Source organism: Enterococcus sp. C102(2024) (genome assembly GCF_040888205.1).
GTDB classification, from domain to species: domain Bacteria; phylum Bacillota; class Bacilli; order Lactobacillales; family Enterococcaceae; genus Enterococcus; species Enterococcus faecalis.
On sequence record NZ_JBFOHH010000001.1, the window covers coordinates 345,672 to 367,126 of the forward strand.

Sequence of the window (21,455 nt, forward strand, 5' to 3'; positions counted from 1 at the left end):
TTTAATAATAAGGGCAAAAGCATTTTTTTAATAGGTTCCTTTAATGACAAAATAAGAGCCACGAATGGTTCCAGCTAATTTTGATTTTTGACGAGCAAATTTGAATTTTCCTTCAAATTCTGCAGGGATTGCCATACCATCTGAAAGTTTAAACCCAACGGCGCGTTTGCCTTCCTCAGCTAATGTGTACATCACGTTAACTGCTAAGCCGTTTTCATAAAATACATAGGCCATTTTTATGCCATCTAAAGTGAAAGAAGAAATTTCAAGTGGCTTGTAAGGGAAATGTAACGCTCGTTCCAATAAAATTTTTTCAATCCAGGCCAATGTTTCTGGAGCTTCAGAGGCAGGGACGGTCGTAAAGCGATGTTTGTATTTATTCCAAAAATAGCGAGCTTCATTCGCTCTTAGTCCAGCAAGGGCAGGTGCCACTGGTGAACTTTCTAAACCAATAGTGGCTACTTCTTTAAAATCAACTGTATAAACCATGAATTGATACTCCCATCTTTTCTTTTAAACTAAGTATAACGGTAGCAGGGGTAACGAACAATTATTATTACTTAAAAGAATGAAATTGGGACAGAACGATCGGCTTCGGAAAATGTTAAGGTTTCCGAATGCGTAGGTTCTGTCCCAAAGAGTATTTTAAGATTTGGTTATTTCGTGATAAGTTATACGCTTGTGCTTATTTATTGGCATCTAAGGTAACTTTTTCATCTGCCGTAGTTGTTTTAACATCTACTGTATAAACAAGTTTATTGTTATTTTTGGTTAACTTCCAAGTCAAAATACGTGGAGAAAGTCCTCCAACTTCTTTTTTTGCTTTGGCTAAAACGTCGTTAACAGCGCCTAATTCTTTGACTTCAGCAGCTGAAAAGGCTGTCTCGTTTTCGCCAAGTTGATTTGCTTCAGTATTTTTGGTGACTTTTCCTGTTTCAGGATTCACGTAAAGTGTTTCTGTATCGTTGGTAAAGATATAGCTGTAGTCACTTGCTGGTTCTGTATCAAATTGGACATTTACTAATGGTTTGCTGTTGCCAGCTTCTTTTTCGTAGATTTCAGCAGCTTGCTGCAAACTAACTTTGTACTTTGTATCTGTGACAGCATCTTTTCCTATGCCACAACTAGCTAAAATAAAAATAGCTCCTAAAAGTGAAAAAAATAGTAAAAATGGTTTTTTTAACATGAAATTACCTCGTTTCCTTTTATTAAGTATTCACAATCATTTAGTATACGGAGGTTTTATAAGAAATACAAATAAAAAAACAATCCTTTAAGAGAAATTAAAGGATTGTTTTTTTGTTATTTATTCTGCACGTAAAGCAACTGCCGCATCTTTTTTGGCTGCCATTCGGGCAGGAATATGGCCACCAATCATGGTTAAGATTGTGCTAATTACAATCAAAATAATCCCGTGAATTGGATTTAAGGTGGCAACATTTTCTAAATCAGTCAGGTTATAGAGCACTGCATTGATCGGAAATGTTGCGAGAAAGGCGATCACAACACCAAGAATGCCAGAGGCAACGCCTAAAATAGCAGTTTCGGCATCGAACACCCGGGTAATATCTTTTTTACGAGCTCCTAACGCTTTCAGGATACCGATTTCTTTGGTCCGCTCAATGACAGAAGTATAGGTGATAATCCCAATCATAATCATACTTGTAACAAGGGAAATCCCAGCAAATGCAATCAGCACATAGGTGATGGCATCCATTAAACCACCTGTTAAGCGGGTCATTGTTCCAGCTAAATCAGAATAGATGATTTGGTCTTTTTTATCTTTTCCTTTGTTATAAGCATCTAAATAATCAAGAATTTTATCTTTTGATTTGAAGTCGTTTGGATAAATCATAATACTTGAAGGGATTTCATTCGCTCCTAAATAAGACAACAGGTTTTCTTTCGCGGAAGCATCTAATGTTTCGTTAGTCATAACGTTAGTGTTGCTGGCTTCTTGCGCTTTAACAATGTCAGAGGTTTTGTTTTTGGCAATCATATTAGTTGAAAGTGCATCGCTATAAGCAATTCCAGGTGCTAATAGATTCATTGTTGAAGAATCTTTAATTCGCAAAATCCCTGAAATTGTTAATTCAGTATTTTCTGGGTTATCGTAAACAGCTTGCAAATCTTGGTTAGGAATGAAGTTGCCTGTCGATAATTTGGTGTAAAATGCATTATTATTGGCTAATTTCATTTTTGTGCCAACAATGTCTGAAAAGGCAATCTTTTGATTATCTTTCACGTCAAAGCCAAGATTTTTTAAAGCATTAATATTGGTGGTATTGTTACTATCGACGATTAAAACGACATCGGTTTCTTTTTCTGGATAATTTCCTTCAAGCAACGAGTAATTGTCTTTTAAGAAATTGTTTTTTCCATTTTCTAGTTGTTTAGGAAAAGCAGAAACGCCGACGCCAGTTTGGGCAGCCATCATAGAAGCCATCGCGTTTGATTGGCCGTCGGGTGCATCGTTTGAAAATTTGACAGCTTGTGCTTTCCCGTTGATTTCTCTTAATAAGTTCATATTGACTAGACGAGTATAGCCGATATTATTACTTAATTCAGGATCAATGTGATTGACATAGTCAATAAACTTTTGATCAATTAAATTCGTGTGTTGCGCACGGTCCGCATCGCTAATTTTAGCAGTCACTTCTTTTTCTTTCGGGAAGGTGCCTTTTTTGTCCTGATTGTTGAAACTTTCTGGATCTTGATCTGTCGCTATTTTAGAAATGGTAATCGGAAATTGCGCTAACGTTTCCGACTGAGTTTTATCAATTTGTTTCTGGAATCCTGTTGAAAGAGAAAGGACAATCGCGATACTGATAATTCCGATACTTGAAGCAAAGGCGGTTAAAAAAGTTCGCCCTTTTTTAGTGCGGATATTATTAAAAGATAAACGCAGCGCAGTCGTGAATTTCATTTTGGTGCGTTTCAATTCGAAAGGTTCTTTTTTTTCATGTTCAATATGAGGACGTGAGTCATGACGAATTTGGCCATCTGAAAATTCAATAATTCGATCAGCGTATTCGTGAGCTAATTCAGGATTGTGGGTCACCATAATAACTAATTTTTCTTTCGAAAGTTCTTGGATAAGTGCCATAATTTGCAGACTGGTTTCTGAATCCAATGCACCAGTTGGTTCATCACAAAGTAAAATATCGGGATCATTAGCTAAAGCGCGAGCAATGGCAACCCGTTGCATTTGACCGCCAGATAATTGGGAAGGTTTTTTATGGATATGGTCCTTCAAACCGACACGGATGAGTGCATCTTCGGCTTTTTGGCGTCTTTCTGCTTTTGAAATACCACTCAGTGTCATACCAAGCTCGACATTATCCAAAATCCCTTGATGACTAATTAAGTTGTAACTTTGAAAAATAAAACCAATTGAGTTATTCCGATAAGCATCCCAGTCGGCTTCTTTAAAATTTTTTGTTGATTTGCCGTTAATGATTAAGTCACCAGAATCGTAATTGTCCAATCCGCCAATCACATTCAACATCGTCGTTTTACCAGAGCCGCTGGGACCCAGAATGGCTACAAATTCTTGTTTTCGAAAAGCGACAGAGACGCCATCTAAAGCTTTAGTGGTCGTTCCGCCGACAGTATAATATTTTTTTATCTCTTTGAGTTCTAGCATATTTTTCGCATCCTTCTTCCAATTTATCAACAACACAACCTTAAGTTAGTGTATAACGTAACATAATAGTTAACAAAAATCAATCATTACCATTTGATAATCAAGTGAATTTAGTATACACTAGGTGGGAAACGAGGGAGAACATATGGATAAAGAGAAGCATTCATCAAATTTAGATATTAGTGTCTTTACTGAAATTTTTTCATATATGAGCCAATTGCTTTTTAAAGACCTAGACTTGGAGGATCTAAAATTAACAAAGTTAGACATGTTAATTTTATTAATTGTGGCAACGAATGAAGGAATTAGTATGACGGAGTTAGCCAACCAAGTAGGAACGTCGAAAGTTCAAGTGAGTCGCTCTATTGCGGGGTTAGAAGAACGAGCGATTGTTCAACGTCGCCATAATCAAGAAAATCGCCGCGTGGTTAATGTTTATACGACAAAAGAAGGCGAGAAGCTCTTTAAGCAAAAAGAAAATCAAGTAAAACAGCAACTATCTGAAACGCTTAGTGTTCTTTCCTTAGAGGATTATCAAGAGGTCAATCAACACTTTTTGGCGGTCATGAAAATTTTGTCCAATTATCAAGCGCTACGAAGAAAAACGTGTAAGGAAAACAACGCCAAAAAATAAAAAACATCGTTTGGCTATAAACCAAACGATGTTTTTTCTAGCCTTTGACAGAGCCAGAAGTCACGCCTTCTACATAGAAACGTTGCATTAATATAAATAAAATAGTAATTGGAATGGCAATTAGCACACATCCTGCTGTAAAAGCCATGAATAGTGAATTGGCTGTTGATTTGGTCATCATCGAAAAGAGACCAATCGCAACGGTGTAATTTTCAACTTTATCACCCATAATAACTTTTGCGAAAATAAAATCCATCCAAGGGCCCATGAAGGCGGTTAAAGAAGTATAGACAATAATTGGTTTCGACAATGGCAACGTAATTTTTGTGAAAATTTGCCACTTGTTGGCACCGTCAATCATAGCCGATTCGTCTAAAGCCATCGGAATGGTATCGAAGAACCCTTTGGCGATGTAAAAACCTAGCGCCGAGCCTGCAGAGTAAACCAGAATTAAAGCGAATAAACTTTCAGTTAAATTTAAGGCTTTTAAAATATAGTAAACGGCAATCATGCTCATAAAACCAGGGAACATATTTAAAACGAGCGCCACTTTTAAAAATGGTTTTCTTAAGCGGAAACGCAACCGTGACAGCGCATAAGCCATTGCGATTGTAATGAAAGTTGATAACAGACAGCTTGCGATGGAGACGAACAAGGTGTTCAAAAACCAACGGACAAAGGGGAAGTTGCCAGTCTGATTTGTTAATAATACTTTATAATTTTCTAAAGTGAATGTTTTGGGAATGATATAGGGAACAAATGCACCGCCTTCGCCACGAAAACTTGTTAAGATAATCCACACAATGGGGAACATCCAAAAAACTGCTAAAATGGTTAGAATGATGTAAACGCTGGTAAGTGCAGTGCGTTGTTTTTTCTGGTAACTTTTTGCTTTAGCCATAAGTTACGCCTCCTTAAATGAATTCGTCCGTGTATAGGCAATTAAACTGAAGACTGCGGAGAGAATGAAGATTAAAATACCAATCACAGAGGCTAAATTGTAATCCATTGTATCGACAGTCAATTTGTATAACCAGGTAACTAAAAGGTCAGTTGAGCCTGCACCGTAGAAGTTAGAATTGGCTGGCCCGCCACCTGTTAATAGATAAATGACATTGAAGTTATTGATGTTGCCAATAAACTGTTGAATTAGCGCCGGGGTCATCACAAATAGAATTTGTGGAAACGTAATACTTTTAAAAATTTGCCATTTATTGGCACCGTCAATTCTAGCTGCTTCGATTTGATCTTCAGGAAGGTTTTGGATAATCCCTGTAGAGATTAACATCGTAGCAGGAATACCAATCCACATATTGACAACAATAATGGTTAATTTTGCCCAATTCGGATCTGTTAAGAAGGGGATAGAAGAATCGATTAAGCCCCAGTTTAACAACAGAGCATTGATAGGTCCGGAACCATTTAAGAGGTTTCGCATAATTAAAAGTGAAACAAACGGAGGTACGGCCATCGTGATAACAAAAATGGTCCGCCAAAATGCTTTATATTTTAAGCCTTTTGTATTGATAAGCAAGGCTAAAATGATTCCAAAAAAGAAACAAGTTGCGGTTGCAAAAACAGCCCAAATCAAGGTCCAGCCAAGTACTGGAAAGAACGTTGAAGCCATATCGCCTGTGATTACATTGCCTAGATTTGCCAATCCAACCCAAGTAAAAAGGTTTTTCGGTGGCAAATGGTTATGGTCGTAGTTGGTAAAGGCAATTGAAATCATATATAACAACGGCAAGATGGTAAAGAAAAGAACGCCTAGTAAGGGGATCGTCATTAAAGTTGCATGGAAACGTTCGTTTAACAAGCTACGTAAATCATCCATAGTTGTTGGAATTTTTTTGCCGGCTGTCTTTAATTCATATAGGTGACGGACGCTTTTTAAATTGATTACATATAAAATGATTAGCGATAAACAGACTAAAATTGCTGCAATTCCGAATAATAATAAGAGCATTGAATTATCGCCTTCTTTTAGAACTTCAATCCCTAAAGAATCATCATATACTAATCCTTGCTGTTGGGTCCCTAGTGTTCCTAGCATCATTAATGCATGGAAACCATTACGGATTAACCAATAGATAAAGCCAATTTCAGCTGTTAAAAAGATGATTCCCTTTAACCACTGCTTGTTGGCGAAGTTTGCAGCACCCATAACTAAAAAAGATAGTTTTGTAGCGAAGTCGCCTTTTTTAAAGACCTCTCGAAATGACGTCTGGGCTTTCTTTTTCTTGAACATCTTCGTTCACTCACTTTCTACTTAAATAAAAAAGATAGAGGAAATGGGACAGCAGATTGAAGCTCGTCCCATTTCTTTACTCTTTTTATTCTTTTGCTTCTTTTGATGTGTCTTGGACTAATTTATCTAATTTTGCTTGATAATCCGCAGGTTTGATATTGCCTTTGTACGTATCATTGATTACTGCATCCATCGCAGGCCAGAATGAAACGATTTCTGGGATTTTTGGCATTACCACAGAGTGGGTTGGTTGCGCCATTTCTAAGATAGCTTTTGCAACAGTATCTTGTGTAATTTCTTCGTTTGTTTGTAATTTTTTGTTTGAAGGGACAAAACCGATTTCTTTGAAGTAAGTCATTTGTGATTTTTCACTTGTTAAATAGTTTGCTAATGTCATTGCGGCCAATGGTGCTTGTGTTTGTTGGTTGACAGCAAAACTACGAACGCCCAAGAAAGCTTTCATTTGTTTTTCTCCATTGCCAAAATCAATGGTTGGATAGGCAGCAGCCCCCATTTTGTCGCCAAGAGCTTTTTCTACATCGTTTTTAGACCAAGGGCCAGAAAGGAAGGCATCCGTTTTGCCAGAACCTAGATTAGACAATGCTTCTGTATTTGATTGGATCACACCAGGATTATTTTTTTGATCGGCAATCCATTGTAATACCTCAATGCCTTGTTGATTGTTAAAGTTGGTACCTTTTGGATCTTCGCCATTTTCACCATATAAGTAATCGCCGTTACTCATAAATAGAGGACCGAAGATATAATTTGCGCCATCTTCGCCAAAATTGGTACCGATTTTGCCTTTTTCAGTTAAAGACTTCCAAGTTTTGATTTCCTCTGGAGAATACGTATCTTTGTTATAATAAAGAACTTGTGACTCTACGGCATAAGGGTAGGCATAGACTTTGTCTTTCCAAGTGACTCCTGCGACTGCCGAGTCGATATTGTTTTCTTTGACTTCTTTTTCATATTTTGTGTTAGGGTAAATCAGACCAGCTTCTGCCATTTGACCAATTTGATCATGTGGCATCATGAAAACATCTGCGGCAGCTTTAGGATCTTTTGCAATGTCTTTTTTAGCATCTGCCGAATTTCCAGCAGTTAAGTTAACTTTAATATCGGGGTTTTCTTTTTCAAAATCGGCGACAACTTTTTTAAAGACGCCCATATATTCAGTATCAACCCATAATTTTACGTCACCAGCTGTTTTATTTGCTGAACCGCTTTCATTTTCAGCTTTCGTTTTTTCTGCGCCACCACAGGCAGTAAGTAAAACCGCGGAAGCACTTAAAAGGATACCGCCCATTAAAATCTTTTTCCAATTCGCTTTCATTTTTGAACCCTCCAAAAATTATTTTTTACAAGTCTTATTATGCAACCGATTGCGGAAATAATCAAGTGTTTTTCATCGAGAAAGTTAAAAAAGTTTTTTTGTTATAAATAACATACTGTTTATTTAAAGTGGTGTATACCACTAATTGAGCATTTTAAATAAAAAAATAAAAAAGGGTATACAAATGCAATCGTTTGCGCTAAAATGTGTTCGAGTATTAGAAAATACACGGAAAGCGACAATTAAAGGAGAGAATTAAATGAACACTGCTGCAATCTACCATCGTCCAGAAAGTGAATTTGCTTATCTTTATACAGAAGAAACCATGCATATTCGTTTGCGTACGGCAAAAGGCGACATTGCCTCTGTCCAATTAGTGCAAGGAGACCCTTATCTTTTAGGAAAAGAAAAGTGGTACCAACAGTCGTTAACCATGGAGAAGTTAGTATCTACGGAGTTATATGATTACTGGTTTATTGCATTAAGTGCAAAATTTAAACGCCTTTCATATGCTTTTACTTTAGTAGGGACGGATGGCTTGACGGCGTTTTATGGCGAACACGGCATTTATCCTTTAGAAGAAAAGTATTTAAAGATGGCGAATAATTATTTTCGGATGCCGTATTTTCATGAAATCGATCGTTTTAAAGCACCTGAATGGGTCAAAGAAACGGTTTGGTATCAAATATTTCCAGAGCGTTTTGCAAATGGTGATCCCGCCAATGATCCTGAAGGGACGTTGCGTTGGGGATCTAAAAGACCAGATCGACAAGATTTTTTTGGTGGGGATTTGCAAGGGGTGCTAGATCATCTTGATTACATTGAAGATTTAGGTGTTAACGGCTTATATTTTTGCCCAATTTTTGAAGCGTTTTCTAATCACAAATATGATACGATTGATTATTTAAAAATTGACCCAGCTTTTGGTGATGGCGCTACCTTTAAGCGTTTAGTTGAAGAGTGTCATCGACGGGGCATTAAGATTATGTTGGACGCCGTTTTTAATCATATGGGGGACACTTCGCCTCAATGGCAAGATGTGTTAAAAAATGGCCAGGACTCAATTTATGCCGATTGGTTCCACGTAAATGAGTTTCCAGCTAGCTATGAAGAAAGTGCTGATTTTGAAGAAGCAAGCAACATTACCTATGATACTTTTGCATTCACTCCGCATATGCCTAAATTAAATACAGCAAATCCAGAAGTGCAAGCCTATCTTTTAGAAATTGCTCGTTATTGGATTGAGGAATATGATATTGATGCCTGGCGTTTAGATGTGGCAAACGAAGTGGATCATGCGTTCTGGAAAAAATTCCGGCAAACATGTGATGACGCAAAAGAAGATTTTTATATTTTAGGAGAAATTTGGCACTCGTCGCAAAGCTGGCTCCAAGGAGACGAATTTCATGCAGTGATGAATTATGCATACACAGATGCGATTATGGGCTACTTTGTCAAGCAAGAACTGTCCTTGGAAAAGATGCTTTCTGAAATGAACAACCAGTTAATGCTCTATCGACAACAAACGAATCAAATGCAGTTTAATGTTTTAGATTCCCACGATACACCACGCTTATTGCATGAAACGAAAGAGGATAAAGAGTTGATGCGCCAAGTATTAGCGTTTACGTATATTCAACCAGGCGTCCCTTGTCTTTACTATGGTGATGAAATTGGTATGACAGGTGATATGGATCCTGATTGTCGTCGTTGTATGGTTTGGGAGGAAAATCAGCAAGATTTGGATTTGAAGGGATTTGTAAAATCATTGATTGCCCTTCGCAAAAAGTATGCAGCTGTTTTTTCTGGTGGAACAATCGATTGGACAGGCACTTCTTTTGAAACGGGGTTGATTAGACTCGCTTGTCGTTTGGAGGAACAGACGATCTATGGGATTTTTAATACTGGCCAAGAGACACAATTTGTCGATAGAACTGATCGAGAAGTTTTGCTAAGTTCTTCTATCGAAATTGCTTCAGAACAGATAATGGTTTTACCAAAAGGTTTTCTTTTATATGAAGCATAATAATTAAGCAAAGGAATGTGAAGAAGAATGGAAAAACATTGGTGGCAAGAAGTCGTGGTTTATCAGATTTATCCTCGCAGTTTTAAGGATAGCAATGGAGATGGCATTGGAGATTTACCAGGAATTATTGAAAAATTGGATTATTTGGAAACGTTAGGCATTGGGGCTATTTGGTTATCACCAGTTTATCAATCACCCAATGATGACAATGGTTATGACATTTCTGATTATGAAGCGATTATGACAGAGTTTGGGACGATGGCGGATATGGATCGTCTAATTGAGGAAGCGAAAAAGCGAAAGATTGAAATTATTATGGATTTAGTGGTTAACCATACGTCAGATGAACATCGTTGGTTTATTGAAGCGAAAAAAAGCAAGGAGAACCCCTACCGAGACTATTATGTATGGGCTGATCCTGCTTCAGATGGCGGTGTGCCTAACCGATTGAAATCTGCCTTTTCGGGTTCGGCGTGGACGTTTGATGAAGCGAGTGGGCAATACTATTTGCATTTGTTTAGTAAAAAACAACCAGATTTAAATTGGGAAAACCAACAAATGCGTCAGTCGGTTTACGAGATGATGAATTTTTGGATTGATAAAGGAATTGGCGGTTTCCGTTTAGATGTAATTGACTTAGTGGGTAAAATTCCAGGAGAAGAGATCACCGCGAATGGCCCTCATTTACATCGTTATTTACAAGAAATGAACGCCGCGACATTTGGCGGCAAAGAGCTGTTAACTGTAGGTGAAACATGGGGGGCCACACCTGAGATTGCAAAAATGTACTCTAGTCCAGAGCGTCATGAATTATCCATGATTTTTCAGTTTGAACATATGAGCTTGGATCAACAACCAGGTAAAGAAAAATGGGACCTTCAGCCAATGGAAGTTGCCAAGTTGAAACAGGTTTTTGCAAAATGGCAAACAGAATTAGGAAATGATGGCTGGAATTCTTTATTTTGGAATAACCATGATTTACCGAGAATGATTTCACGTTGGGGAAATGATCAGGAACATTGGTTGGAAAGTAGTAAGTTATTCGCTATTTTACTGCACATGATGAAAGGCACACCTTATATTTATCAAGGGGAAGAAATTGGTATGACCAATACGCCGATTACAGATATTCGTGAAGCACGGGATATCGAAACAATTAACATGTACCATGAGTATCTAGAAAAAGGATATTCTAAAGAAGAAATTTTGCTGAAAATTAATACTAAAGGTCGCGACAATGCACGCCGGCCTATGCAGTGGACCGCTGAAAAAAATGCGGGCTTTACGACTGGTACACCTTGGATTGATGTTAATCCCAATTATCAAACGATTAACGTCGCTGCTGCTTTGGCAGATAAAAATTCACTATTCTATACGTACCAAGAAATGATTCGTTTGAGAAAAGAACATCCTTTAATTGTTTGGGGCGACTTTGAATTGCTGGAAACAGTGGACGAAGTGATTAGTTTTTATCGTACCTATGGTGAGGAACGCTGGCTTGTTGTAACGAACTTTTCTGACAAAGTTCAGCCATTTTCTGCAGACGTTCATGTAGAACAAGTAATGATTGAAAATATGCCGACAGATGTCACTGCTTTAGTAGACTATTCGTTAGCGCCTTGGCAAGCATTTGTTGTGAAAGTGAGTCAATAAGATGGACCAATGGTGGAAAAATGCTGTCGGTTATCAAATTTATCCTCGGAGTTTTAAAGATAGCAACGGGGATGGCATTGGTGATTTGCAGGGAATTATTGAGAAATTACCGTATTTAAAAGAACTAGGGGTCGATTTTTTATGGTTAAATCCGATTTACACTTCGCCGAACGTTGACAATGGTTATGATATTGCGGATTATCAAGGGATTCAGCCAGAATTTGGTACGATGGAAGATTTTCAAGAACTTTTGGACCAAGCGCATCAATTAGGTTTGAAGATTATTCTTGATTTAGTGGTCAATCATACAAGTGATCAACATCCGTGGTTTGTTGAAGCGAAAAAAAGTTTAGATAATCCGTATCGTGAGTATTATTTATGGGCCGATGCGACACCAGATCGTATGCCGAATGAATGGCAAAGCTTTTTTGGTGGCTCGACTTGGACGTATGACGAGGGTACAAAGCAAGCATATTTTCATGTGTTTGCAAAAGAGCAACCTGATTTGAACTGGAAAAATCCTAAAGTTCGTGAAGAGATTTATGCGATGATTCGCTGGTGGTTAGATTTGGGAATTGATGGTTTCCGATTAGATGCGATTAGTCATATCCAAAAAGAACCTTGGAATTTTAAGATTACCACGAATCCATGGGCTCCCTTTATGAATGTAAAAGGCATTGAAGACTATATGTTGGATTTGAAAGCTATTTTTGCTGAGTATGACATCATGACAGTGGGGGAAGCTAGTGGCGTTTCAAGTAAAAAAGCGGTGGAATGGACCAATGATGCGGGCTATCTGAATATGATTTTTGAATTAGAGCACAATGTTCGAGAAGGGAAGCCAGGAGAAGAACGGTTAAATATTTTAGGCTATAAAAAAGTAATGGCTCGCTGGCAAAAGCATTTAGGGACAGAAGGCTGGAATGCATTATATGTAGAAAATCATGATAATCCCAGAATCAATTCAATTTTAGGCAATGAAACCTCTCATTCTGCTAAGGCGATTGGAACAATCGCCTTGCTCTTGCGAGGAACGCCGTTTATTTATCAAGGACAGGAAATCGGCATGGTTAATTATCCGTTTCAACAGATTGACGAGTTAGATGCTAAAGATTCCCATAACCATTATCGTTTGCTTATAGAAAATGGCTACGATGCGAAACAAGCATTAAAAGAAGTGGCGCATTGGACGCGGGACCATTCGCGTACGCCTATGCAGTGGACGAATCAAGAGGCAAGTTCATTCACCTCGGGGCATCCGTGGTTAGCAATTCATCCCAATTTCAAAGAAATAAATGTGGCTGACCAAGAAACGGATGCGCAATCCGTGTTGAATTATTATAAAAAGTTAATTGCGTTGCGGAAAGAAAATCCAGTCTTTACAGATGGACAGTTTGAACTATTAGCGCCCAATCATCCGTCTGTTTTTGCTTTTTTAAGAAAAACAACTGAGGCAACAGCGTTAGTGATTGTCAATTTAAGTGGAGAAAAGTGCCAATTTGACTTGCCGAATAAATTACTAGGCAGAAAGTGGCAACAATTGTTAGGAAACCAAGAGTTTACAGTGGAGAAACGGATGCGGTTAGCACCTTATCAGGCAGGGGTCTTCCAATAACTGATTTGTTCTATAATGAGTGCAAGAGGCTTACTTTTAAGTAGGACTCTTGCACTCGTTTTTAGGAACTTCAACAACCGAGAGACTTCATAAATAATTGAATTTTTACAGAAATGCGTTATACTTACTTTGGGTAAGTTATTTAATTTTATGAAAGTAGGGGGAAATGATGCCGAAAACACGTGTAGAAGCATTTACAGATGCAGTCATTGCGATTATTTTAACGTTATTAATTTTAGAATTAAAAATTCCTGAAAAAGCAGATTGGTCTGCTCTGACTCAATCTGGACACAAAATCATTATTTATTTAATTAGTTTTGTTACTTTATTGATTTATTGGAACAATCATCATCATTTATTTCAAAGTGTCCGTAAAATTGATGGACGTGTCCTTTGGATGAATAATTTATTAATTTTGACGTTGACGTTTTTCCCGTTTGTTACTGGTTGGGTAGGTGAACATCCGTTTTCTTGGCCGCCACAAGCTTTGTATGGCTTAGTAGTATTAGGAGCTGATGTTGCTTATTATCTAGTGGTGCGGGCATTGATTCAGGCAAATGGGCCCAAATCCGAAGTACAACGTTTGTTTGGCCACTATCCAAAATTAACGCTTTCGATTGTGTTGAATATTATTGCGTTGATTGTAGGCAAACTAGTAGCGCCAATCGCTGTCCTGATTATTGATACGATTGTTTTAGTCATGTGGTTTATTCCTGAGCGAAAAGCAGAAATAAAGGAAATTTTAAAGTAGTTATTTTTTATTTATAACAAAAAAGTCATAAATCTTTTGACAAGAATGTCAAACTCCTCTATTATAAGAAGTGGATAAAAACTGAATAATTGTTAGGTGAGGCTCCTATTTGGACAAATGCTGCTGCCGCGAAAGGATCGAGAGACCCTTAGTTGGTTGAACAGGAATAATCGTGAAGGTTATTCATAATGTAGCTGATACATGTTATCTACGCCCTATAGTGCTAAAGCTCAACGATAGAGAATCTTATTTAAAGATGGTATTTTGGGACGTACTCTATTGTTGAGTAGGTCCTTTTTTGTGTGTTTGGCAAAAAAGCAATTATTCACTGGAAGTATAAATAAGAAAAAGAAAGGATGACTGTCATGGAAGACCCTGGAAGTGAACAGAGAAACAAAATACAGTCACCAATGAAAGGAGAAGATTTTAGCGCTCTTTTCGGCAGGTGACCACAACCTTGGAGGAAAAGAAAATGATGAACAAAAAAACAATGGATATGAGAAAAGCAACCAAAGATCAAGAATTACGTAAATTGGCTTTGCTTTCTGAACGGGAATTAATGATGGAATTACGGACATCTGAAAAAGGACTCTCGAATGAAGATGCCGAAAAAAGATTAGAGGAATTTGGACCAAACGAAGTTTCTGCACAAAAGCCAACCCCAGCAATTATTTTATTTTTAAGTGCATTCAAAGATCCGTTTGTCTATGTCTTAGCCTTATTGATGGTCGTTTCAACTTTAACGAAAGACTTCGAAGCCGCTATCGTGATGGGCGTGATGATTTTAGCCAGTGTCTTGATTGCTTTTATACAAGAGTATCGTTCTCAAAAAGCGAGTTTGGATTTAAAAGAATTAATTGAAAATACCGCTGCAGTGACACGGGAAGGGATTACGAAAGAAATTCCAATGGACGAAATTGTTCCAGGAGACATTGTAACTTTAGCTACAGGAGACATGATTCCTGCAGATGCCGTGTTGATTTGGACCAAAGATTTATTCGTTAATCAATCGTCGCTAACAGGCGAATCCATGCCTGTCGAAAAATTTGTGGATGCAGGTGTGGATCGTCAACAAACAGAGGTTTCTGCATTAGATATGCAAGACCTAGTGTTTATGGGCACAGATGTCTTGAGTGGACAAGGAAAAGCGATTATTTTAAAAACTGGGCAACATACATTTTTTGGTGATATTGCTAAAAATGCTACAACACAACGAGGAAAAACCAGTTTTGACTTAGGCTTAGCAAAAGTCAGTAAGTTTTTATTACGAATGGTAATGATTTTGTTTCCAATCGTTTTCTTGATTAATGGTTTAACTAAAGGTGCTTGGGGCGAAGCGTTTTTCTTCGCGATTGCCGTTGCAGTTGGTTTGACACCAGAAATGTTGCCAATGATTGTTACGAGTAACTTAGCCAAGGGTGCATTATCCTTATCGAAACATAAAGTCATTGTTAAAGAGTTAGCGGCTATCCAAAATTTGGGTGGTATGGATGTGCTCTGTACAGATAAAACTGGAACGATTACCGAAGATCGTGTAGTTTTGGTTCAACATTTGAATCCATTAGGTGATTTGAGTGACGAAGTTCTAAATTTAGCCTACTTAAATTCTTCTTATCAAACAGGTTGGAAAAATTTAATGGATATTGCCGTTATTAATTTTTATGAAGAGCATCAATGGAAAACGCCGTTTAAAAATGTCACTAAAATTGATGAAATTCCTTTTGATTTTTCCAGACGCCGCTTAACGGTTGTCGTGAATGCAGATGATCATCAATTGATGATCACGAAAGGCGCCGTGGAAGAAATGGAAGAAGTGTGCACGCATGCGCAAATTAATGGCGAAATTGTACCATTAAGCACTGCTGTACGAGAAGAACTACGCCGAGTGAATGTTCAAATGAACAAACAAGGGATGCGTGTGTTAGCGGTAGCTGTTAAAAAAGATGTCCATAAAGAAGCAGTTTATTCAGTTGAAGATGAAAAAGAGATGACATTGATTGGGTTTATGGGTTTTCTTGATCCAGCAAAAGAGTCAGCTGTCAGCGCTATCCGCTCCTTACATGAACATGGTGTCAACGTGAAAGTGCTAACGGGCGATAATGACATTGTCGCCAAAAAAGTCTGTAAAGATGTAGGTATTGAAGTTTCCCATGTGTTATTAGGTTCTCAAATTGAAGCAATGACAGATGAAGAGTTGCGGGCGCAAGTGGAAGAAACTAATTTATTTGCCAAATTAAATCCGATGCAAAAATCTAAAATTATTGAATTGCTACAAGCAAAAGGTCATACGGTTGGTTTTATGGGGGATGGCATTAATGATGCACCGGCATTACGAAAAGCTGATGTGGGCATTTCAGTAGATACTGCAGCTGATATTACTAAAGATGCTAGCTCGATTATTTTACTGGAAAAAAGTTTAAATGTACTGGAATCTGGTGTGATTGAAGGACGAAAAGTATTTAGCAATATGATGAAATATATTAAAATTACCATCAGTTCTAATTTTGGGAATGTCTTTTCAATTTTAGTAGCCAGTGCCTTTTTACCATTTCTACCAATGCTTTCCTTACAACTCTTGATTCAAAATTTGATTTATGATGTGGCTCAGTTGACAATTCCTTGGGATAATGTCGATGAAGAAGAGTTATTAAGCCCTGTTCGGTGGGAAACGAACGGACTAGCGAAATTTACGGTATGTATTGGCCCAGTAAGTAGTATTTTCGATATTCTAACGTATCTTGTCATGTGGTTTGTGTTTAGCGCCAATAGTTTGGCAACTCAACATTTATTCCAAACAGGTTGGTTTATGGTGGGACTTGTTAGTCAAACGTTAGTTGTTCATATGGTCCGGACGCGGAAAATACCATTCATTCAAAGTCGTGCGTCAATGCCTGTGATGTTAAGTAGTTTAGGCGCAATTTTACTCGGTTTCCTGATTGTAGCAACGCCTATAAGAGAGGTTTTTGACTTTGTGAAACTTCCGGCTAACTACTGGCCATGGTTCTTTGGAATCATCATTGCGTACATGTTAACTGTTGAAGTAGCTAAACGTTTATATATTAAAATTACCAAGGAATGGATTTAGTAAAATCTACTGAAAGAGAAAAGAAATTGCTAAGCTGTATTACTCGTTTTGCGAAAATTTGGTGATTTTACGCAATGAATGTTCGTGATAAAACCTAAGGTAAAGTATTTGGCAAAAAAACGAGCCAAAAAAAATAAAAATTAACGAAAAAAACTTTGTTCTCTAAAAAATAAAAAACCGCATGCTGAGTAGGTTACTCGGCTGACGGTTTTTATTTTTTGGTTTTTTCAAGATAATTTTCATGAAAACGCAAAGTTCGGAAATCAGATTACTAGCCAGCTCGGGGATGAGAGAGCTCGAATTAATAGAACTGTTATATAATATTTTCAAAATAGAATATAACAGTTAGGAGAAAAATAGTACAGAAGAAGTGTAGAACGGAAACCGTTTTCTTGTTTGTGAAAATTATCACTAAACCGCAAAAACATGCGGTTTTGCTCTTTTGTGAAAAAATGAAGAAATTAGAGTTTTTTTCTTGCGCTTTTTCGAATTTAGTGATAATTTGTTAAGTGTAGTCGATAAAAAGTAATACAGTTTCGCACTCTGTTTTACTTTTATCGAAATTAAAGAAACGTAATAGAGAGGATTGTGTGACAAAATGGCAAAGGCTAAGAAACAAAAACCTATTGACTTTAAAGAGCTAATGGCTAAAGTCGACGCTGATTTCCCAACTTTCCAAATCTTGGATCAAGATGGAAAAATTGTGAATGAAGATTTAGTACCTGATTTATCGGATGAGGAATTAGTTGAATTAATGACACGCATGGTTTGGTCTCGTGTGTTAGACCAACGTTCTACTGCATTAAACCGTCAAGGACGCTTAGGATTCTTCGCGCCAACAGCTGGACAAGAAGCAAGCCAATTGGCAAGTCAATTTGCAATGGAAAAAGAAGACTACTTACTACCAGGTTACCGTGATGTACCTCAATTAGTACAACATGGTTTACCATTAAGAGAAGCTTTCTTATGGTCTCGTGGTCACGTAGCAGGGAACTACTACGCGGAAGATTTAAATGCATTACCACCACAAATTATCATTGGTGCTCAATACATCCAAGCAGCTGGTGTTGCTTTAGGATTGAAAAAACGTGGAAAAGAAAATGTTGTCTTCACTTATACTGGTGACGGCGGTTCTTCACAAGGGGACTTCTATGAAGCAATTAACTTTGCTGGTGCTTACCAAGCAAACGGTGTCTTCATTATCCAAAACAATGGTTTTGCGATTTCTACACCTCGTGAAAAACAAACAGCGGCTAAAACTTTAGCTCAAAAAGCTGTTGCAGCAGGAATTCCTGGTATTCAAGTTGATGGTATGGATCCATTAGCAGTTTACGCAATTGCAAAAGAAGCACGCGATTGGTCAGCTGCAGGAAACGGTCCAGTTTTAATTGAAACATTAACCTATCGTTATGGTCCACATACTTTATCTGGAGACGATCCAACACGTTACCGTTCAAAAGAAATGGATGACGAATGGGTACAAAAAGATCCATTGACTCGTTTCCGTAAATATCTAACAGATAAAGGCTTATGGTCTGAAGCAAAAGAAGAAGAAATTATTGAAAAAACAAAAGAAGAAATCAAAGTAGCGATTGCAGAAGCGGATAAAGCGCCAAAACAAAAAGTTTCTGATTTCTTGAAAAATATGTTTGAAGTTCAACCTCAAACAATTAAAGAACAAATTGCATTTTATGAAGCGAAGGAGTCGAAATAAAAATGGCACAAAAAACTATGATCCAAGCAATTACAGATGCCTTAGCTCTTGAATTAGAGAAAGACGAAAATGTCTTAATCTTCGGTGAAGACGTTGGTAACAACGGTGGGGTTTTCCGTGCAACTGAAGGTTTACAAGAAAAATTTGGTGAAGACCGCGTCTTCGATACACCTTTAGCTGAATCTGGTATCGGTGGATTGGCTTTCGGTCTTGCCTTGCAAGGTTACCGTCCAGTTCCTGAAATCCAATTCTTTGGTTTCGTTTTTGAAGTATTTGACGAAATCGTTGGTCAAATGGCTCGTACGCGTTACCGTATGGGTGGAACTCGTAATATGCCAATTACTGTTCGTGCCCCATTTGGTGGTGGTGTTCATACACCAGAACTTCACTCAGATAACTTAGAAGGATTAATCGCACAATCACCAGGTGTTCGTGTTGTTATTCCATCAAACCCTTACGATGCAAAAGGACTATTAATTTCATCTATTCGCAGCAACGATCCAGTTGTCTACTTAGAGCACATGAAATTATACCGTTCATTCCGTGAGGAAGTGCCAGACGAAGCTTATGAAGTGCCTTTAGATAAAGCGGCTGTAACTCGTGAAGGAACAGACGTATCAATCATCACTTACGGCGCTATGGTTCGTGAAGCGATTAAAGCAGCTGATAGCTTAGCGAAAGACAATATTTCAGCAGAAATCATTGATTTACGTACAGTGGCTCCTTTAGATGTGGAAACAATTATTAACTCTGTTGAAAAAACTGGCCGTGTGGTTGTCGTTCAAGAAGCACAAAAACAAGCTGGCGTTGGCGCTATGGTTGTTTCTGAAATTTCTGAACGTGCCGTATTATCATTAGAAGCACCAATCGGACGTGTATCTGCTCCAGATACAATCTTCCCATTCGGACAAGCAGAAAATATCTGGTTACCAAATGCGAAAGATATCGAAGCAAAAGCTAGAGAAATCGTCGAATTTTAATAGTTATTCGAAGTAGATAAACGAAGAATTAAACAGGTGGAATACGGCTATAGGCATGAAATGTTCAGCTACTATAGTCGTTTCCCCGCGTTTTGCTCCTAAGAAAATAGACAGATCCAACGAAGAAGGGAAGACTTAAAAAATGGCTTATCAGTTTAAATTACCGGATATCGGTGAAGGGATTGCCGAAGGCGAAATCGTTAAATGGTTTGTAAAACCTGGCGATACAATCAACGAAGACGATACGTTATTAGAAGTACAAAATGACAAATCAGTGGAAGAAATTCCATCACCAGTAACAGGTACTGTAAAAAATATCGTTGTACCAGAAGGAACAGTTGCAAACGTTGGTGACGTGTTAATCGAAATCGACGCACCTGGTCACGAAGATAACGATGCAGCACCGGCAGCTCCTGCACAAGAACAAACACCAGCACAACCTGCTGCTGTACCAACAACCGAAGCAGCTGGCGGATTTTTCCAATTTAAATTACCAGACATCGGTGAAGGAATTGCCGAAGGCGAAATCGTTAAATGGTTCGTTAAAGCTGGCGATACAATTAATGAAGATGATTCATTATTAGAAGTACAAAATGACAAATCAGTAGAAGAAATTCCATCACCAGTAACAGGTACTGTAAAAAATATCGTTGTACCAGAAGGAACAGTTGCCAATGTGGGTGACGTGTTAGTTGAAATTGACGCACCTGGTCATAATTCAGCAGCACCGGCAGCCGCAGCACCAGCTACTGACGCTCCTAAAGCGGAAGCATCAGCACCAGCCGCTTCAACAGGCGTAGTTGCAGCCGCTGATCCAAACAAACGCGTTTTAGCAATGCCGTCTGTTCGTCAGTATGCGCGTGAAAAAGACGTTGATATTACACAAGTAACTGCAACTGGTAAAGGTGGCCGTGTCATTAAAGCGGATATTGATGCCTTTGTTTCTGGTGGCTCTCAAGCAGCACCAGCTACTGAAGCTGCCGCAACAGAAGCAGCACCTAAAGCGGAAGCAGCTGCACCTAAAGCAGCGCCAAAAGCCTTTACTTCTGATTTAGGCGAAATGGAAACACGTGAAAAAATGACACCAACACGTAAAGCAATTGCTAAAGCAATGGTTAACAGCAAACACACTGCTCCTCACGTAACATTACATGATGAAGTAGAAGTTTCTAAATTATGGGATCACCGTAAGAAATTTAAAGATGTTGCTGCTGCAAATGGTACAAAATTAACATTCTTACCATACGTTGTAAAAGCATTGACTTCAACTGTTCAAAAATTCCCAATCTTGAATGCATCAATTGATGACGCAGCACAAGAAATTGTTTACAAAAATTACTTTAACATTGGTATCGCTACTGATACAGATCATGGCTTATATGTACCAAATGTTAAAAATGCTAATACGAAGAGCATGTTTGCTATCGCTGATGAAATCAACGAAAAAGCAGCATTGGCTATCGAAGGCAAATTAACTGCACAAGATATGCGTGATGGTACAATCACAATTAGTAACATTGGTTCAGTCGGTGGCGGCTGGTTTACACCAGTAATCAACTACCCTGAAGTTGCTATTTTAGGCGTTGGTACAATTGCACAAGAACCAGTTGTTAATGCAGACGGCGAAATCGTTGTGGGACGCATGATGAAATTATCATTAAGCTTTGACCACCGTATCGTTGACGGCGCAACTGCTCAAAAAGCAATGAACAACATTAAACGCTTATTAGCTGATCCAGAATTACTATTAATGGAAGGATGATTAAC

Annotated in this window: 15 protein-coding genes and 1 riboswitch; of the genes, 9 read left to right on the forward strand and 6 right to left on the reverse strand. The window is 38.1% G+C overall.

The genetic code is table 11. From position 1 onward, the window contains the following. Positions 1-27 precede the first annotated feature (27 nt). From AB3I34_RS01790 to AB3I34_RS01800, 3 genes are all read right to left on the reverse strand, one after another. The gene (locus AB3I34_RS01790) at positions 28-489 is read right to left on the reverse strand and encodes a hypothetical protein (protein WP_002371232.1); all 462 of its coding nucleotides are present in this window, start codon (positions 487-489) and stop codon (positions 28-30) included. Positions 490-685: 196 nt separating this feature from the next. Then, the gene (gene camE, locus AB3I34_RS01795) at positions 686-1,186 is read right to left on the reverse strand and encodes a plasmid sex pheromone cAM373 precursor (protein ID WP_002358931.1); all 501 of its coding nucleotides are present in this window, start codon (positions 1,184-1,186) and stop codon (positions 686-688) included. A gap of 120 nt (positions 1,187-1,306) precedes the next feature. After that, positions 1,307-3,646, reverse strand: a complete 2,340-nt coding sequence (locus AB3I34_RS01800) for an ATP-binding cassette domain-containing protein (RefSeq protein ID WP_010712386.1) — start codon at positions 3,644-3,646, stop codon at positions 1,307-1,309. A 124-nt stretch (positions 3,647-3,770) separates the two neighbouring features. On the opposite strand from AB3I34_RS01800, the gene AB3I34_RS01805 reads away from it, so the two are divergent. Then, entirely contained in the window at positions 3,771-4,280 is a 510-nt protein-coding gene (locus tag AB3I34_RS01805) for a MarR family winged helix-turn-helix transcriptional regulator (protein WP_002365578.1), read from the forward strand. A gap of 37 nt (positions 4,281-4,317) precedes the next feature. On the opposite strand, the gene AB3I34_RS01810 is transcribed toward AB3I34_RS01805, so the two are convergent. The 3 genes from AB3I34_RS01810 to AB3I34_RS01820 form a co-directional block, all read right to left on the reverse strand. Next, a complete protein-coding gene (locus AB3I34_RS01810) occupies positions 4,318-5,181 on the reverse strand; it encodes a sugar ABC transporter permease (protein WP_002360454.1) in 864 nt (287 codons plus the stop codon). A gap of 3 nt (positions 5,182-5,184) precedes the next feature. Continuing rightward, a complete protein-coding gene (locus AB3I34_RS01815) occupies positions 5,185-6,528 on the reverse strand; it encodes a carbohydrate ABC transporter permease (protein ID WP_010712387.1) in 1,344 nt (447 codons plus the stop codon). 85 nt (positions 6,529-6,613) lie between these two features. Next, the gene (locus AB3I34_RS01820) at positions 6,614-7,864 is read right to left on the reverse strand and encodes an extracellular solute-binding protein (RefSeq protein ID WP_262231403.1); all 1,251 of its coding nucleotides are present in this window, start codon (positions 7,862-7,864) and stop codon (positions 6,614-6,616) included. A 259-nt stretch (positions 7,865-8,123) separates the two neighbouring features. On the opposite strand from AB3I34_RS01820, the gene AB3I34_RS01825 reads away from it, so the two are divergent. From AB3I34_RS01825 to AB3I34_RS01860, 8 genes are all read left to right on the forward strand, one after another. Further along, positions 8,124-9,890: a glycoside hydrolase family 13 protein gene (locus tag AB3I34_RS01825; protein WP_010712388.1), complete on the forward strand. Its 1,767-nt coding sequence runs from the start codon at positions 8,124-8,126 to the stop codon at positions 9,888-9,890. Between the two features lie 27 nt (positions 9,891-9,917). Beyond that, on the forward strand, positions 9,918-11,543 hold the full coding sequence (locus AB3I34_RS01830) for an alpha-glucosidase (protein WP_010712389.1): 1,626 nt from the start codon (positions 9,918-9,920) through the stop codon (positions 11,541-11,543). A gap of 1 nt (position 11,544) precedes the next feature. Beyond that, on the forward strand, positions 11,545-13,158 hold the full coding sequence (locus AB3I34_RS01835; protein WP_010712390.1) for an alpha-glucosidase: 1,614 nt from the start codon (positions 11,545-11,547) through the stop codon (positions 13,156-13,158). 169 nt (positions 13,159-13,327) lie between these two features. Next, entirely contained in the window at positions 13,328-13,909 is a 582-nt protein-coding gene (locus AB3I34_RS01840) for a TMEM175 family protein (protein WP_002392546.1), read from the forward strand. Between the two features lie 81 nt (positions 13,910-13,990). Next, positions 13,991-14,158, forward strand: a riboswitch (M-box (ykoK) riboswitch). 196 nt (positions 14,159-14,354) lie between these two features. After that, positions 14,355-16,994, forward strand: a complete 2,640-nt coding sequence (gene mgtA, locus AB3I34_RS01845; protein ID WP_002382269.1) for a magnesium-translocating P-type ATPase — start codon at positions 14,355-14,357, stop codon at positions 16,992-16,994. Positions 16,995-17,592: 598 nt separating this feature from the next. Beyond that, positions 17,593-18,708, forward strand: coding sequence for a pyruvate dehydrogenase (acetyl-transferring) E1 component subunit alpha (gene pdhA, locus AB3I34_RS01850; RefSeq protein ID WP_002357768.1), 1,116 nt, complete (start codon positions 17,593-17,595; stop codon positions 18,706-18,708). 2 nt (positions 18,709-18,710) lie between these two features. Next, on the forward strand, positions 18,711-19,688 hold the full coding sequence (locus AB3I34_RS01855) for an alpha-ketoacid dehydrogenase subunit beta (protein WP_002357767.1): 978 nt from the start codon (positions 18,711-18,713) through the stop codon (positions 19,686-19,688). A gap of 142 nt (positions 19,689-19,830) precedes the next feature. Next, positions 19,831-21,450 (forward strand): dihydrolipoyllysine-residue acetyltransferase, encoded by a 1,620-nt coding sequence (locus tag AB3I34_RS01860; RefSeq protein ID WP_002357766.1) that lies wholly within the window; start codon positions 19,831-19,833, stop codon positions 21,448-21,450. Positions 21,451-21,455: the final 5 nt, after the last annotated feature.

What these genes read in the sequence shown, in the direction of transcription:
- AB3I34_RS01790 (WP_002371232.1), bottom strand. Translation starts at nt 489, where the DNA reads ATGGTTTATACAGTTGATTTTAAAGAAGTAGCCACTATTGGTTTAGAA.
- camE (WP_002358931.1), bottom strand. Translation starts at nt 1,186, where the DNA reads ATGTTAAAAAAACCATTTTTACTATTTTTTTCACTTTTAGGAGCTATT.
- AB3I34_RS01800 (WP_010712386.1), bottom strand. Translation starts at nt 3,646, where the DNA reads ATGCTAGAACTCAAAGAGATAAAAAAATATTATACTGTCGGCGGAACG.
- AB3I34_RS01810 (WP_002360454.1), bottom strand. Translation starts at nt 5,181, where the DNA reads ATGGCTAAAGCAAAAAGTTACCAGAAAAAACAACGCACTGCACTTACC.
- AB3I34_RS01815 (WP_010712387.1), bottom strand. Translation starts at nt 6,528, where the DNA reads ATGTTCAAGAAAAAGAAAGCCCAGACGTCATTTCGAGAGGTCTTTAAA.
- AB3I34_RS01820 (WP_262231403.1), bottom strand. Translation starts at nt 7,864, where the DNA reads ATGAAAGCGAATTGGAAAAAGATTTTAATGGGCGGTATCCTTTTAAGT.
- AB3I34_RS01825 (WP_010712388.1), top strand. Translation starts at nt 8,124, where the DNA reads ATGAACACTGCTGCAATCTACCATCGTCCAGAAAGTGAATTTGCTTAT.
- AB3I34_RS01830 (WP_010712389.1), top strand. Translation starts at nt 9,918, where the DNA reads ATGGAAAAACATTGGTGGCAAGAAGTCGTGGTTTATCAGATTTATCCT.
- AB3I34_RS01835 (WP_010712390.1), top strand. Translation starts at nt 11,545, where the DNA reads ATGGACCAATGGTGGAAAAATGCTGTCGGTTATCAAATTTATCCTCGG.
- AB3I34_RS01840 (WP_002392546.1), top strand. Translation starts at nt 13,328, where the DNA reads ATGCCGAAAACACGTGTAGAAGCATTTACAGATGCAGTCATTGCGATT.
- pdhA (WP_002357768.1), top strand. Translation starts at nt 17,593, where the DNA reads ATGGCAAAGGCTAAGAAACAAAAACCTATTGACTTTAAAGAGCTAATG.
- AB3I34_RS01855 (WP_002357767.1), top strand. Translation starts at nt 18,711, where the DNA reads ATGGCACAAAAAACTATGATCCAAGCAATTACAGATGCCTTAGCTCTT.
- AB3I34_RS01860 (WP_002357766.1), top strand. Translation starts at nt 19,831, where the DNA reads ATGGCTTATCAGTTTAAATTACCGGATATCGGTGAAGGGATTGCCGAA.